Annotated in this window: 14 protein-coding genes; 8 read left to right on the forward strand and 6 right to left on the reverse strand. The window is 63.0% G+C overall.

Annotated elements, in window-relative coordinates; genetic code table 11:
• Position 1: 1 nt before the first annotated feature.
• From GCM43_RS10260 to rfaE2, 6 genes are all read right to left on the reverse strand, one after another.
• Positions 2-1,048, reverse strand: coding sequence for a hypothetical protein (locus tag GCM43_RS10260; RefSeq protein WP_193315591.1), 1,047 nt, complete (start codon positions 1,046-1,048; stop codon positions 2-4).
• A 199-nt stretch (positions 1,049-1,247) separates the two neighbouring features.
• Positions 1,248-4,988, reverse strand: a complete 3,741-nt coding sequence (locus GCM43_RS10270; protein ID WP_152243876.1) for a tubulin-like doman-containing protein — start codon at positions 4,986-4,988, stop codon at positions 1,248-1,250.
• Between the two features lie 40 nt (positions 4,989-5,028).
• Entirely contained in the window at positions 5,029-5,454 is a 426-nt protein-coding gene (locus GCM43_RS10275; RefSeq protein ID WP_152243878.1) for a hypothetical protein, read from the reverse strand.
• 54 nt (positions 5,455-5,508) lie between these two features.
• Complete coding sequence (locus GCM43_RS10280) at positions 5,509-6,990, reverse strand: hypothetical protein (RefSeq protein WP_226929427.1); 1,482 nt, start codon at positions 6,988-6,990, stop codon at positions 5,509-5,511.
• Positions 6,987-8,477, reverse strand: a complete 1,491-nt coding sequence (locus tag GCM43_RS10285; protein WP_152243880.1) for a hypothetical protein — start codon at positions 8,475-8,477, stop codon at positions 6,987-6,989. Before GCM43_RS10285 ends, GCM43_RS10280 begins: the two co-directional genes overlap by 4 nt.
• A 209-nt stretch (positions 8,478-8,686) precedes the next feature.
• Entirely contained in the window at positions 8,687-9,163 is a 477-nt protein-coding gene (rfaE2, locus tag GCM43_RS10290; protein WP_152243882.1) for a D-glycero-beta-D-manno-heptose 1-phosphate adenylyltransferase, read from the reverse strand.
• A gap of 175 nt (positions 9,164-9,338) precedes the next feature.
• Between rfaE2 and GCM43_RS10295 the strand changes: the two genes are divergently transcribed.
• The 8 genes from GCM43_RS10295 (at position 9,339) to GCM43_RS10330 (ending at position 14,468) form a co-directional block, all read left to right on the forward strand.
• Entirely contained in the window at positions 9,339-10,274 is a 936-nt protein-coding gene (locus GCM43_RS10295) for a hydrogen peroxide-inducible genes activator (protein ID WP_152243884.1), read from the forward strand.
• A gap of 81 nt (positions 10,275-10,355) precedes the next feature.
• Complete coding sequence (gene ubiA, locus GCM43_RS10300; protein WP_152243886.1) at positions 10,356-11,210, forward strand: 4-hydroxybenzoate octaprenyltransferase; 855 nt, start codon at positions 10,356-10,358, stop codon at positions 11,208-11,210.
• A gap of 94 nt (positions 11,211-11,304) precedes the next feature.
• Positions 11,305-11,658: an ElaB/YgaM/YqjD family protein gene (locus GCM43_RS10305; RefSeq protein ID WP_152243888.1), complete on the forward strand. Its 354-nt coding sequence runs from the start codon at positions 11,305-11,307 to the stop codon at positions 11,656-11,658.
• A gap of 54 nt (positions 11,659-11,712) precedes the next feature.
• On the forward strand, positions 11,713-12,099 hold the full coding sequence (locus GCM43_RS10310) for a phage holin family protein (protein ID WP_152243890.1): 387 nt from the start codon (positions 11,713-11,715) through the stop codon (positions 12,097-12,099).
• Positions 12,096-12,452 carry a hypothetical protein gene (locus GCM43_RS10315; RefSeq protein WP_152243892.1) on the forward strand — a complete coding sequence of 119 codons (357 nt, stop codon included), beginning with the start codon at positions 12,096-12,098 and terminating at the stop codon, positions 12,450-12,452. The genes GCM43_RS10310 and GCM43_RS10315 overlap by 4 nt, the downstream gene beginning before the upstream one ends.
• An 89-nt stretch (positions 12,453-12,541) precedes the next feature.
• Positions 12,542-13,087: a DUF3455 domain-containing protein gene (locus tag GCM43_RS10320; protein WP_152243894.1), complete on the forward strand. Its 546-nt coding sequence runs from the start codon at positions 12,542-12,544 to the stop codon at positions 13,085-13,087.
• 92 nt (positions 13,088-13,179) lie between these two features.
• On the forward strand, positions 13,180-13,743 hold the full coding sequence (locus GCM43_RS10325) for a sigma-70 family RNA polymerase sigma factor (RefSeq protein WP_152243896.1): 564 nt from the start codon (positions 13,180-13,182) through the stop codon (positions 13,741-13,743).
• A gap of 2 nt (positions 13,744-13,745) precedes the next feature.
• Positions 13,746-14,468 carry an anti-sigma factor gene (locus GCM43_RS10330; RefSeq protein ID WP_152243898.1) on the forward strand — a complete coding sequence of 241 codons (723 nt, stop codon included), beginning with the start codon at positions 13,746-13,748 and terminating at the stop codon, positions 14,466-14,468.
• Positions 14,469-14,530: the final 62 nt, after the last annotated feature.

Consider the following 14,530-nt stretch of genomic DNA (forward strand, 5'->3'; position numbering starts at 1 on the left):
GTTATTTGATGGTGGTTTCGGTCTGCAGCACCTGGCGTTCGCGTTCGCGCACGCGGCGCGCCAGGCTGTCGATACGTGCATTGTTCGGATCGACGCGGCGCGCACTGTCCAGATAAGTCTTGGCCGCATCGAATTTTCCTTCCAGCAGGGAACGCTCGGCGTCGCGCAGGAAACCCTGCGCCATCTCGTTGCGCATCGCTGCGCCATTGTCAACCGGTGCCGCCTGAACCGGTGCGCGCTCGACTGGTGCTGGTCTTTCGACCGTGCGCGTCGGCGCAGGTTCCGGCGCCGGGATGACAGCTTGCGCAGGCGCAGGGGCAGCCGCCGCAGTGAGGGCTTGCAAATCCGCTTTCAGCTGCTTCAGTTCCGGGTATTCGCGGTCGATCGCTTCGAGCTTGGCAATGCCGTTTTGCGCTGCGCCAGCGTCTTTTGCATCGAGCGCCTGGCGCACGCCGACCTGTACCGAAGCGGCGGCGGCTTGCTGGCGCGCCAGCTGCTTGCGCAACTGTTCGACCGTGGCGGCGCCGGCGCAGTCGGCGTCGAGCTTGTCGATCGCCTTGCCGGCGCTCATCAGGCGCTGGCCGTCGAGCTCGCGCTCGATGTTGCGCACGCTGCGCTGGCAGGCAGGCGAAGCCGCGCCTGCCTTGTTGATGGCGGCCTGCAAATCTTCGGTCTTGGCACTGGACTTGCCGGTACAGGCCAGCTTGGCGGTCGCCAGCTTGCCGCGCGCGCCGTCGAGACTGCCGTCGGCAATAAGCTTCAGGCCGCTGTCGATCGCATCATTACAGGCAGAATCGCTCTTGCCGCCGGGCTTGCCGTTCATATACACCACCACCACGGCCAGCACGGCCGCACCGATCAGCCAGCGCAGCCATTTTTTGCCCGTCTTAGGCGGTGGCCGGGTTTCGTCGCCACCGGCAAACACGCCATCGAGCTTGGACGAAATGCCGCCTGACGACAAACCAGGCTCCACCTTGCTTTCAGGCACAGCGGCGGGTTTGACTTCAGGCTTGACCTCAGCCACCGGTTCAACGCGCGGCGTCGGCACAGGCGCTGGCGTTGGCAAAGGCTTCGCTTCTACTCTGGGCGCAGGTGCTGGTACTGGCACAGGCAGCGGCCTGATTTCGGCCTTCGGCGCTGGCGCCCTGGCGGCGCCTGCCACAGCGTGGCCGCAAAATGGACAGAACGGTACAGCGCCTGCCAGTACCTCCTCACATTTGACACACTTGTTCACTGCAATTCCTTCATTAAAGCGGCGGTGATGTCAGCGCTGGCGAAGCGTTCGACAGCAATGGCGCCAGCTCCGCAAATTCCGACAGCAAGGCCCAGTCGGCCATGCCGGCGCGCCAGACTTTGGTATTGGCTGGCACGACCTGGCCGGCCTGCACGTACTGCGCAATCATCTGGGCCGTAAAAGGGCCATGCTTCTGGCCGTTGATGCCAAGCTCATACTGGTACTGCGGCGCGCCCAGTCCCGGGCTCAGCGACGGCGATGCAAATGGTGAAGCGGCGAACGGAGAGGCGGCGCCAGTCGATACGGCGGCAGGCGACACTGCGGCAGGCGCTGCGGCGGCAAAGGTTGCTGCCGGAGCCGTTGCAAACAGCGCCTTCAGAACGCCCGGCTTGAGCATCTCCGGCTTGAAGGCAAATTTCAGGCGCGGCATGTCGTCCTTGCCCACGGCGCGCACTTCCCAGTCGTAAGCATCGGCATCGGAGTCGGCAATGACCGTGGTCCATTCCCTGAACTGCGCCAGCATGCGCTCTTCAAGTTGCTTCACTTCTGCTTCGCCCAGCCCCTTGCGGCGGGCGCTGTCGCGCATGTCGCTGGCAATCTCGTTGGCGATGGTATGGCCAAAACCCCTGTGCTCGATCTCGGCGCCACCCTCAAGCGCCACCAGTTGCGTGGTGTAGACATCGGTGGCGTAATACGAGGCCAGCGCAGCCATGGCCACCGTCTGCACCTCATCGCCCTGTGCCAGCAGCTCGCTGACGCGCTCGTCGATCAGATCGCGAAACACTGGCGGCAAGCTGCCCTGGCGAATGGCGCGCTCATTGCCGATACGGCGCAAGTCGCCGCGGCCCATGGAGATCAGATATTGTCCCGGCGGCACCACGCGCCCGCTATGGCGCGTCAGCACGCCAAGCATGATCCCTTTCAGGAACAGGCTGAATTCTTCGGCCAGGCGGCGCATGTCGTCGGTGCTCGGTGCCACCGGATGCGAGAACTGGGTGGTGTCGATATGGGTGTGGGTCGGCGCCTTCTTGTTGTCGCTTTCCTTGCGGTAATTGGTGCGCCAACCTTCCAGGCCGCGCAGTACCGTCAACGGCACGCCGGCCAGCTCACAGTAACAGACAGCCCTTCCGGCAATCCCGGTTTCGACGATATCGACCTGGTTGCTGGTAATACCGGCCTGGGTCGGCACGCAGGCGTTGATCTCCGCGCTGAACCTGGTCTTGAAGGCCTTGGCACCGGCCACGCCTATCATGCACTTGTACTGGTCGGCATTGACTGTGAATTCACCGACCATATTGGCGTCGATCCACGGCATGGCGCAGGCCAGCAGCTTGCTGAAATATTCCTGGCGCCGTGCCGGTTCCATCTGTTCGAGCGCTTCGTACAGCGGATCGCCCAGCGTCGTCGATTGGTCGTCGGCGCCCAGCAGGGACAGACGATTTTCGGCCATGCGCTTGACCTTGAGCAGTATCTGGCTACGCTCGGCCGGCTCGGCCAGCATCGGGAACAACGCCTTCGATCCGCCCATGTCCTGGAACGCTTCATCGGCCCACTCGCGCAGCACGACGGGCGAAGGCATCGCAATATCGCGCACGGTAACCGGCACCACGATCAACGTGGCGTGCTCTTTTTGCAGGTCTTTCTGCACGATCTCATTGGCCAGCTGCAGCTGGGTCAGCATTTCCAGCACGCCGGCGCGCCCTGCCTGCAATTCGCCGACCAGGCCATTCCACACGGCGCGGCCGTCACCATCGACGCCGGTGCGGTTGCCCAGCCAGCGCGAAATATCGCGCAACAACAGCACGGCCTCGTCGGCTGCGCGGGCGCGCAGATGGAACTTGAGGGCATTGGCAATCTCGGTACGCAAATGATCCATCACCACGCCGGCCTGCTTTTCGCCGCTGCCGAAGAAACCGCCGCGGGTTTGCTCCAAGTTATTCAACAGGCGCTCGTATTCGCGCGAACGCACCGCCTCCTTGATTTCGCGATAGCGCTCGGCATTGGTGTCGATCTGCGTGAGCAGGCCGCTGCCTGGCGCCTCGATGCGGTCCTTGATCTGTTCGACCAGCGACAGCACATACTCGAGGCCGCCAAACTCCTTGTTGTCGAGATAACCGTACAGCTGGTCACGCACGTTCTGCTTGATCTCGCCAAACAATTCGGCGCGCCGCTTGGCAATCCGGTCTTCGGTGGTGTCGGCGGTCGAATCCTGGTCGCGCACGGCGTCGCGTTCGAGCTGGCGCACGGCCTCGCGCAATTGTGCCGGCCACTCCTTGCGGTCGTAGCCGCTGCGGATCTCTTCGACCCGGCGATTGACGCGGTCTTCCACGCCGCTGAGCAGGCTGCCCTGGCGTTCGCCCAGCAATTCATCGACAAGCTGAAAGTCGTCAAACGGGCCGTTTGAACGCTTGAGCTCGATGCTCTTGTCGGAAAATAAGGGGAAGTCATGGAACGGCATCGCCCGCAGGCTCATGTGCGAGGCCAGGAAGTCATTGCGCTGCGCATCGTTGGCGCGGTTGGCGCCGGCATCCTGTCCGCCGACACCAAAGAAGGCCTGCAGCATGGCGCCGGCCCAGCGGTGAGCGCGCACATCGCGCGCCGCTTCCTGGCGCGTATCGAGCACGGCCATGCCAAACGAAGAAAACCGCTTGGAAAAATACAGCTGCATGTCGCCAAAGCGGTTTTGCGGCACCAGCGCGCGGTACAGCGAATTCTTGTGTGCGGCCTGGTTGACGGCAACCGAGCGCTTGGCGCGGGCAAAGTCGGCCGAGGCAAAGTCCTCGAACAGGGAATCGGCCACCATCTGGTAGACATCGTCCACATCTTTCGTGTGCTGCTGGGCCAGGTTGCCTGAGTCGACCAGGAACACCTGTTCATACGGTTCGCGCGCCAGTTCGGGACGGTCATAGGCGTCCCAGCGGCCCATATGGTTCTTGTTGCCCATCATTGCCGATTCCAGCTCCATCAGCGCAGCATAGGCATTGGCCTCGACCCGGTCCTTGTTGGCCTTGGTGTAGCCGGTCGGCAGGAACAGCATCAATTCCACATCGGCACGCTCGACTTCATTCTTGGCAATCCAGCGCGCAAGGTAACCCATATCGAGGAAAGCGCCCGAACCGGTACCACCGGCCACCGAGCCGAGCACCACGATGCGGAATCGCCCCAGCTCGGTGCGCAGGCCCAGCTCCTTGAGCTTCGGCTCATGCGACAGGCCGGTTTTCAGGCTTTTCAGCTTCTCGCGCATCTTGTCGCGCACCCGCGTGTATTTGTCGAAAAAATACAGGCGCGAGACGGCCCGCACCTGGCCGGCGCCGGCGCCAAAGTCAAAGCGCAGTTCGGTAATTTTCTGCGGCGTCAGCGGCAGCCACTCCTTGATGTGCGGATAGCGTTCGAGCGCATCGTCATCGCGGCTGTACTTGTCTGCATCGAAGGAGCCGACCACTTTTTCATCATCGGTAAATTTCAGCAGGTCAAATTGCAGATCGCGCGCCTGCGATTCGCCGCTTTCCACCACGGCGCCGCTGTCGAGGTCAAAATGCATGAACTGCGCCACCGGGAAGTCAGTCAGTTTTTCAATCCGCGTACGCTTGCCGGCGCTGCCCCACAAGGTATTGAGGATGCGCCTGCGCACACGCATCAGTACCTGCATGCCGGTGCCGCCGACACCGATAAACAGCGTAGGGCGCAAATCGATAAGCTTTTCCGGCTGGCGGGCGCCCGACGCGCCGATGGTCTGGTTCAAACTGTCTGACATGGTCATTCCTTAACGGGAGTGCAATGGCTGGCGCCGTCGTTTAATTTTTGCTCGAAGTAAAGGTCAGCACCAGCGCGACCAGCGCGACCAGCAACAGCGGGCCCATGAACAGTGGCGCCAGGAATTTATGCGCATTCACCGCGGCCAGCACCACCGCCGTTGCCACGCTGGCCAGAAAAATGAACAGCCACCAGCCCGAGGCATTGGCGCGGTTCGGCGGCAGGCGCTTGGCCACCAGGCCATTCGCGTAAGCATTTTTGGCAAAGAAAAAGGCGATAAACAGCACCAGCAGGACGGCGCCGCCGATCAGCGTGTCGCGCGACGAGGTGTCGGTGGCCAGCACCGGATCCAGCGCTGGCACTGTTTCAACACTGGCGGTGGTGGCGGCCGGCGCCGCTTCGGCCGGCGTGCCTGTCGGCGCTGGCAAGGTAAAGCCTGCGTTGTCTTTTGGAGTATCTTGTGCCATCGTCTGCCTCGAAAAATAAGTGTAAAAACGAAATCAATCAGTCCGCTACCGCGGTCATCCCAGCGCCAGCGTATGTCCATCGGCAACGCGTACGATGGACGGCTTGCCCATGCCGCGCCGGATCTCGCCTATGTCCTGTCCGGCTGCGTCGATAATGCGCAGGCTTTTGAACGGTTTGAGCAGCACCTGGCGCGGCAGGCCATCGACCAGCAGCCGGTAACGCGTGCTGCGCGTGCCGAGCAGGCCAAACACCACCAGCGCCAACAACAACGCCAGGATGGCGCCAACCATCAACAGCACCGGCAGCAGCGGATACTGTATGCGCACCAGCAGCGGGATGGTTGCCTGCGAGGCGCGTACGCTGTCCGGCGGCGTAAACACTTCAGAGATCGGATCGCCGGGAAACAGGTCCTGCAATTCGGCGGCAAAGCTGGCAGACAGGGCCAGGCGCTGCTCCGACAGGCCCAGCGTGGCTTTCATCGGCAGCAGCACCTGCTTGCCCATCGCGCCCAGCGCCTGCGCCGACCAAGCCGACGGAATCTGCGCCATCGGCAAGTCAAAGCGCACTTCAACCTTCTGGCTGGCGCCTGGCTGCAAGGCGCTGATCGAGGCCGGGCTCACTTGCAGCGGCGCGGCCTGGCCGGCCAGCGCCGCGTGCACCGTGGCGTGCTCGATTACATACGGAAAAAACATGTTTTGCAGCGATGCCTGCAGCACCACGCTGGGCACCAGGCTGGCCGCTTCCACATCAAGCACGACGGTGCGTCCGTCGCCGCCCAGGCTGGCATGCACATTGGCGCTGTTCTTGACCGCCTGCGGCACGATGCGCACGGCATCCTGGTCGACCGGTTTGAGCCGCGCCGGCGCGCGCGTCAGCACCTGCGACAGGCGTCCTTCGGCCTGGATGCGGCTCAAGGCGTCGGCAGCGCTCTGGCCATACGCCAGCGCATACACCATCAGCCCCTTGGCGCTGTAGAGCTTGCCCTGAACCGGCATACGCAATGGAAACACCAGTGTCTTGGTAATCGACGGCTCCAGATGCAGCAGGCGATAAAAGTCGCGATTGCGCTCGGCGGTCTGGCTGTCGTTGTTGGGACTGTTCCTGTTATTGGTAAAAATCCAGATAATGCCGGGCGCCGAGCGGAACGGGCCGGTAATGGTCTTGGTGACCGCTTCCTGGAAGTCGGTGTCGGCCAGCGCACCGCTGCTGTTCTTGCGCGCCAGGCCCAGCGGCGCCAGTTGCGTGCTGATCGCGGCCGCACCACGCCCTTGTCCGAGCAACGATGGCGACACATGGCTGCCGCTACTCTGGCTGAACGCCAGCAGGTACACGGTGTCGTCAGGCGTGCTTGCGGCCTGCGCGACGGCGCCGACCAGCGCCTTCAGCTGCGACTGCTGGTCTGCATAGAATGGTTCCATCCAGCCAGAATTTTGCACCAGGAACGCTTGCTGTATGCCTGCGGCCTGCAGCGGCAGGCAGGCGGCGAGCGCCGTGATGACGCCCAGCAGGCGCACAATATGCGCGATCAGTTTCATGCTTGCAATTTCCAGCCATCGATACGACCAAGCAGGGGATGGCAGGCCCACAACATCCCCTGGTGCGCGAACAGCCGCATGCGCCACGGTTCGACGACCGCAAAAGTATGGAATGGCAATTCACGCAGGCTGTCGTCCTGCAGCAGTTGTGCATGCATGCGTTCCCTGGAGTTCAGTACGCCATCGAGGCTGATGCGGGTATCGAAGCGCACGCCCAGCACGCTGTTGCCCGTTTCCAGCACCGGCATCACCGATTTGCTGCTGCCGCTGTCGTCGCCCTGCTCCGGCTCCTGCCACGGTGCGCTCTTGAGCTTGGTAGAAAACCGGTAGTTGATGCTGCCCGAACAAAGCCGTGGCTCCATCGCTTCGGCCGTTTCATCGAGCGTACCGAGCCGCAGGTACAGGTAGCGGTCGGCGCCCGCGTCAAAGCATAATTGCCACAGATCGCCATTGAGCGACAGGTACGGGCAGCCGAAATCGAATTGCGGCACGATTCCGGCCGGCCACTGCGTCCAGGAGGCCGCCATGCTGCCATCCTGGCGCTGCTGCAGGCGCAACTGGCCATGCTCGCAAGGCCAGAACACGTTGCGGCCATAGGCCACCGGTGCGCTGACGCGGCCGGGCACGATGGCGCCGTCGAGGCGCACTTCGTCACCGGCCTGGTGTTGCAAATCAAGATTGAGAAACCGGATAGCGCCACCGGCATCCTGCAACGGCGCCCACAAGCGTCCCTGAAACCAGATCGGCGCCGCCACCGAAGGCGCATCGCCGAAGTGCTCGACCCGGTAGGTCAATGCGGTGATATCGGGCGTGATACAGGCCAGGCCATGATCGCTGGGCACGTACAGGCGGCTGTTCCAGTCGATCGCCATTTCGGCGCGCCAGGCCGTTTCATCGAGCTGGCATTCGGACAGCAGGCCGCCTGCCGACGACTCGAGCGCCAGCCAGTGCTGCGAGCCGGGCATCCAGCCATACAGTGCGCCCTTGCGTGCGTCCAGCGCCAGCAGCGCCGCAGCCGTAGTGCCAAAGCGGGCTGAAAAAAACGCATGCTCTCCTGGCGGCGGAGCCGGCAGCGTAGCGTCCGGATCGATATGGATCGACGCATCGGCCGCCTCACCGGGCGCGCTGCCGCGCGCCAGCTTGAGCACCTGGCCGGTCTGGCGCAGGCCGGTGGCACCCGGCAAGGCGCTGCTGTTGATCGGGCGCGCGCCAAACGGCGGCACCCAGGCGCCAGCCTGGCCACTCTGTGGCGCCGCCTGCAAGGCGTCGCCATTAAAAGGGCTGAACTTGAATTCGGGCGGAAATTGCAGACTGGCCTCACCAGGCAGACGCTTGGTACGCATCAGCTGGCTGATATCCTCGCTGCTCAGGCGCGGCGATACTGGCGCGCCGGCCGCACTGCGCTGTAGCAACATGCCGCATTGTGCTTCGTCGGCAATCCAGGCGCCCGATTGCAGCTGCCATTCTCCCGTGGTTTTATGATCCATTGATTTCTTCTGTCGCAAACGATGACCGCCATGGGATGTGGCGTAAATGGCAAGGCGGCACTACGCGCTGCGGCTGATGCGCAATCAGCTTCGGCAGGTTGTTCATAGTAACGCCTTTTTATCCTTGTGGAAACATTGGCAGGCTGACCCGATGCCGGCAACACCCGACATGATAGTATAAACGCAAGGCGCAAGCGTGCGCCATGGCCTTATTGACCACGCACCTTGTTGAGCAGCTTGGTGGTCGAGCGGTCATGCGCGAAGTCGATGGCCACCGCCTGGCCGCCATACGCCAGCACGGCCTGGCCTTCGGGTATGGCCGCCATGTCGTAGTCGCCGCCCTTGACATAGATTTCGGGACGGACTTCCTGCACCACTTCAAGCGCGCTGTCTTCATCAAACGCCACCACCAGGCTGACCGATTCAAGTGCAGCCAGCACGGCCATGCGGTCATCGCAGCTGTTCAGAGGCCGGTCGTCGCCCTTGCCCAGGCGCTTGACGGACGCATCGGTATTGGCCGCCACCACCAGCGAGGCGCCCAGCGCGCGCGCCTGCGCCAGGTAGGTCACATGGCCGCGGTGCAGGATATCGAACACGCCGTTGGTGACCACCACCGGCTTGGGCAAGGCCGCGACGCGCGCCTGCAATTGCGCGCGGCTGCATAATTTGGTTTCAAAGTCTGGCATGGCTGTCCGTTTTGCTCAAGTTGCGTAAGTCGGTAGGCAGGCGACCGTTCAGGCGCCGCCACGAGCGCCTATTATAGAGGGCGATCCTCTACAATAGACCAACGGCGCGACAGTTGGCCAGGCGCGCACTCCTTCATGCATTGCAAGCGGACACTAGCTGTGTTTCAATCAAACTATGACACTGACTGAACTGAAATATATCGTGGCCGTTGCGCGCGCCAAACACTTCGGCCACGCGGCTGAAGCGTGCTTCGTGGCCCAGCCTACGCTGTCAGTGGCGATCAAGAAGCTCGAAGACGAACTGGGCGTGGTGCTGTTCGAACGCGGCGGCGCGGAAATTTCCGTCACGCCGCTGGGCGCGCAGATCATTGCCCAGGCCGAACGGGTGCTGGAACAGACGGCCGCCATCAAGGAGCTGGCCAAGCAGAACAAGGACCCGCTGGCCGGGCCGTTGCGCCTGGGCGTGATCTACACCATCGGCCCCTACCTGCTGCCGCCGCTGGTCAGGGCCATGATCGACCAGGTGCCGCAGATGCCCTTGCTGCTGCAGGAAAACTTTACCGTCAAGCTGCTCGAACTGCTGCGCCAGGGCGAACTCGATGTGGCCATCATGGCGCTGCCGCTGCCCGAGCACGGCATGGCGGTGCAGACGCTGTACGACGAAGACTTCGTGGTGGCCATGCCGCGCCACCACCCCTGGGCGGCGCGCAAGCAGATCGCCGCGCAGGATTTGAAATCGGAAACCATGCTGCTGCTTGGCAATGGGCATTGCTTCCGCGACCAGGTGCTTGAAGTGTGTCCCGAAATGGCGCGTTTTTCCTCGCCCGGCAACGGCATGCAGCGCACGTTTGAAGGCTCGTCACTGGAAACCATCCGCCATATGGTGGCCAGCGGCATCGGCCTGACCGTGCTGCCGCGCGCCTCGGTGCCCGATATGAACGCTGCCGACGGCATGCTGGCCTACCGGCCGTTTGAAGACCCGGCGCCGTCGCGCCGCGTCGTCATGCTGTGGCGCAAGAGCTTTACGCGCAAGGCCGCCATCGACGCGCTGTGCGCGGCCATTGCCAGCTGCAAGCTACCCGGTGTCGGCACCTACTACCCCGAAGATTGAAGCGCGGCATGCCCGCCGGATAGTTCATTTGCAGACTATTTGCGATAATCGGTATTTCTCTTCAACAAGATTGAGTCTTCCATGAACAAGCTGGCGCTGTATTTCCGCCTGATCCGGCTCGACAAGCCGATCGGCACCGTATTGCTGTTGTGGCCGACCCTGTGTGCGCTGTGGCTGGCGCAGCAGGGCGTGCCCGACTGGCGCATGCTGGTCATCTTTATTCTCGGCACCTTTCTGATGCGTTCGGCCGGCTGCGCCATCAACGACTACGCCGACCAGGATATCGACAAGTTCGTCAAGCGCACCGTCGACCGGCCGATTACCAGCGGCAAGATCAGCGGCAAGGAAGCGCTGGCCGTGGCCGGCGTGCTGACGGTGCTGGCTTTTTTGCTGATCATTCCGCTCAACACCCTGACCAAACAGCTGTCGGTGGCAGCCGTGATCATTGCCGGCACCTATCCCTACTTCAAGCGTTTCTTTGCCATTCCGCAGGCTTATCTGGGCATCGCCTTCGGCTTCGGCATCCCGATGGGCTTTGCCGCCATTACGGGTACGGTGCCGGTGGTGGCCTGGCTGCTATTGCTGGGCAATGTGTTCTGGGCGGTGGCCTACGATACCGAATATGCGATGGTTGACCGCGACGACGATCTCAAGCTCGGCATCAAGACGTCGGCGATCACTTTCGGGCGTTATGACGTGGCCATTATTATGCTGTGCTACGCGCTGTTTTTGCTGCTGTGGCTGGTCTGCGGCTGGCAGCTGGGCCTGCGTTACTGGTACGTGGCAGGCCTGATCGTTGCTGCTGGGTGCGCCATCTATCATTACACGCTGATCCGCGCACGCGAACGGATGCCTTGTTTTGCTGCATTCCGGCATAATAACTGGCTAGGAGCAGCGGTTTTTGCCGGCGTGGTATTGGATTTTGCGTTCCGATAGGATGCAGATAGCCGTTGATGCGGCACAACACCGGCCGGGCGCTGTTGCTTACACTGGGTATTTCACTGTGCTGTTCTAATCGATGAGGTAATACATGAGCTCGACACAAGCAAGCAAAACCGGCGATACCATCGTGGCAGAAGCCGACAAGGCCCGCGAAAAACTGATGGGTGACCTGAAAGGCGTGATCGACGAAGCCGAAGGCTGGCTTGACGACGCTGGCGGCCAGACCAGCGAAAACGTGCGCGCCGTCAAGGAAAAATTCATCGCTGCCGTGTCTACCGCGAAAAAAGACCTGATCAAGCTGGAAGAAGACCTGGTCGACCGCACCAAGAAGGCGGCCAAGGTCACCGACGAGTATGTGCAGGATAATCCCTGGAAAGCCGTTGGCGCGGGCGCCGTGATCGGCGTGCTGTTTGGTCTGCTGCTCGCCTCCTCGCGACGCTAACTCCGCCCGACCGCAGGCAGCGCACGCTGCCTGCAATCACTTGAAAGGCAGCTCATGGCTATCATTCAACATGCTGCCCAGGTCGCATCGACCCTGGCCGCCATCGTCCAGACCCGCCTGAAGCTGGCGGCAGTGGAGATGGAAGAAGAGTCGCTGCGCTATCTTACCTATCTCGGCCTGGCCATGCTGGCCCTGCTGCTGCTGTTTGTCGGCCTGGTGCTGCTGGTGTTCCTGATTATTGTGCTGTTCTGGGATACGCACCGCATTGCCGCCATTGCGATTACCTCGACCGCCTTTATCGTTGCCGCCATCGGCACCCTGGTGGGCGTGCGCGCCAGCTTTCGCAACAAGCCCAAGCTGCTGTCATTCACCATGAACGAGCTGAGCAAGGATCTCGACAGCCTGCAGCATGTCGTTCACCGCACACCGGAGCAGCCATGACCACGCACCCGACCAAACTGGCGGCCGTACGCGAAGCCGCGACCCCGGCGCAGCGGCGCGACGCGCTGCTGGCCGAATGCGCATTGCAGCGCAGCGCGCTGGGCGTGGAAACGCGCCAGCTGCTCGAACCGATCAGCGGCGGCAAGCTGCGCCAGAATCTGATGGCGCGCCTGAAAGTGCCCCTGATTGCCGGCGCCGCCGTGCTGGGCGTGATGCTGCTGCGCCCGCGACGCACCTTCCCGCTGCTGCTCAAGGCCAGCGCCCTGCTGCGCCATGGCCGGCACGCGATGCCGCTGATACGCACCCTGCTGCAGCGCATGGACAAGCACCGGCAGGTGCCGCCAGCAAAATAAATTTTTTTTGCTGCATCCAAACGCCGTCCCCGTGGGTAGTACCGGTAACAGCCAGCCGGCTGCGATGCTACCCACCTGAGGAGACTGCCATGCAACGCCCTGCCATCACCGCCACCATCCTGTGTTCCTCCCTGCTGCTGGCCGCTTGTGCGCCCATGCCGATGAACACCCCCTATTCCCAGGACGCCCTGGCCGACGCGGTCAAGGTGCCGGCCGGCCACAAGGTGACCATGCAAACCGTGGGCGTGGGCAAGATCGTCTACGAATGCAAGGCCAAAAAAGACATGAGCGGTCACGAATGGGTGTTTGGCGGCCCTGACGCGGTACTCAATGACCGCGGCGGCATGCAGGTCGGCACCTATGTCGGCCCACCTGCCACCTGGGCCAGCCGCGACGGTTCGGCCGTCACTGCCACGCAAGTGGCCGTGGCGCCAGCGGGCGCCGGCAATATCCCCAGCCAGCTGGTCAAAGCCAATCCGGCCACCGGCAGCGGCGCCATGCAGGGCGTGACCTATATCCAGCGCGTGGCCACCCGTGGCGGCGTGGCGCCGTCGGCAACCTGCAGCGCAGAGAACCTGGGCGCGAAGCAATGGGTGTCCTACCAGGCCGATTATATTTTCTGGAAAGCAGCCTGAGCTTTTTTCATGACGGATGGCAAGAGTGCGCTTTTTCTGCCCTATAATCGATTGGAGATTGAAAATTTGCCAACCTGACGATAAGGCCACCCTTGCCTGCGCCAACTGCCACTTTTGACTACGACGCCGCGCTGCGCGCCTGTGCCCGCGGCGACCAGCAGGCGCTGCACGGCCTGTACCAGCAGGAAAGCCGCTACCTGCTCGGTGTGGCGCTGCGCATCGTGCGCCAGCGCGCACTGGCCGAAGACGTGCTGCACGACGCTTTCCTCAGCATCTGGCGCCGCGCCGGCAGTTTTGACGCCACGCGCGGCAGCGGCAAGGGCTGGATCTATGTGGTGGTGCGGCACCAGGCGCTTAACGTGGCGCGTGCCCGCACCCGTGAAGTGGGCGCCGACGAGGACACCGTGGAAGCGTTGCTGCATGAGCGGCAGGCCGAGGGCGGCGACAGCAGCGACGCGTATGCGCTGCAGGCCGACATGGGCCGGCTGCACGATTGCCTCGGGCACCTCGACGAGGCCAAGCGCAACTGCATCCTGTATGCGTATGTCGATGGCTGCTCGCACAGCGAAATCGCCCAGCGCCTCAGCTCGCCACTGGGCACCATCAAGGCATGGGTCAAGCGCGGCCTGGCCAGCTTGCGCCAGTGCCTGGGATGAATATGGATAACAACGACGACGAACTGCAAGAACTGGCCAGCCAATATGTGCTGGGCACGCTGGAGTCGGCCGAACGCATGCAGGTCGAGCAGCGCCTGGCACGCGAGCCGGCCCTGCGCGAGGCGGTCGACGCGTGGGAATTGCGCCTGCTGCCGCTGACAGCGCTGGCGCCGCCAGCCGAGCCGTCTGCACAGCTATGGCCGCGCATCAGCGCCAGCCTGACACCGGCCGCCGTGCGCCAGGTCGGCGGCTGGCAGGCATGGTGGAACAACCTGGCTTTCTGGCGCGTGTTGGCTGGCGGCGCCGTCGCCTGCACCGCCGTGCTGGCCGTGGTACTGGGCCTGCAACTGCAATCGCCCACCGGCCCCGGCTACCTGGTGGTACTGGTGGCGCCGCAGGACAAGGCGCCCGGCTGGATCGTGCAGGCCGGCAACCGCAACGCGCTGGGTAAACCCAATACCGACCTGGCCCTGATACCGCTGGGGCCAACGGCGGTGCCGGAACAAAAATCGCTGCAGTTCTGGACCAAGGGCAAGGACTGGAAGGCGCCTGTTTCGCTGGGTCTGGTGCAGGCCGGCCAGAGCCTGAAAGTCAATCTCGACAAACTGCCGCCGATGCAGGCCGACCAGCTGTTCGAGATCACACTTGAACCGCAGGCCGGCTCCCCCACGGGCCGGCCGACCGGGCCGATTCTGTATATCGGGCGCGCGGTCAAGGTGATGTAGGTCGGATTAGGCGCGTAGCGCCGTAATCCGACAACACCGCAAACGCCAACAATATTGTCGGA

The sequence above is a fragment of the Janthinobacterium aquaticum genome (assembly GCF_009208565.1).
Classification (GTDB): domain Bacteria; phylum Pseudomonadota; class Gammaproteobacteria; order Burkholderiales; family Burkholderiaceae_D; genus Janthinobacterium.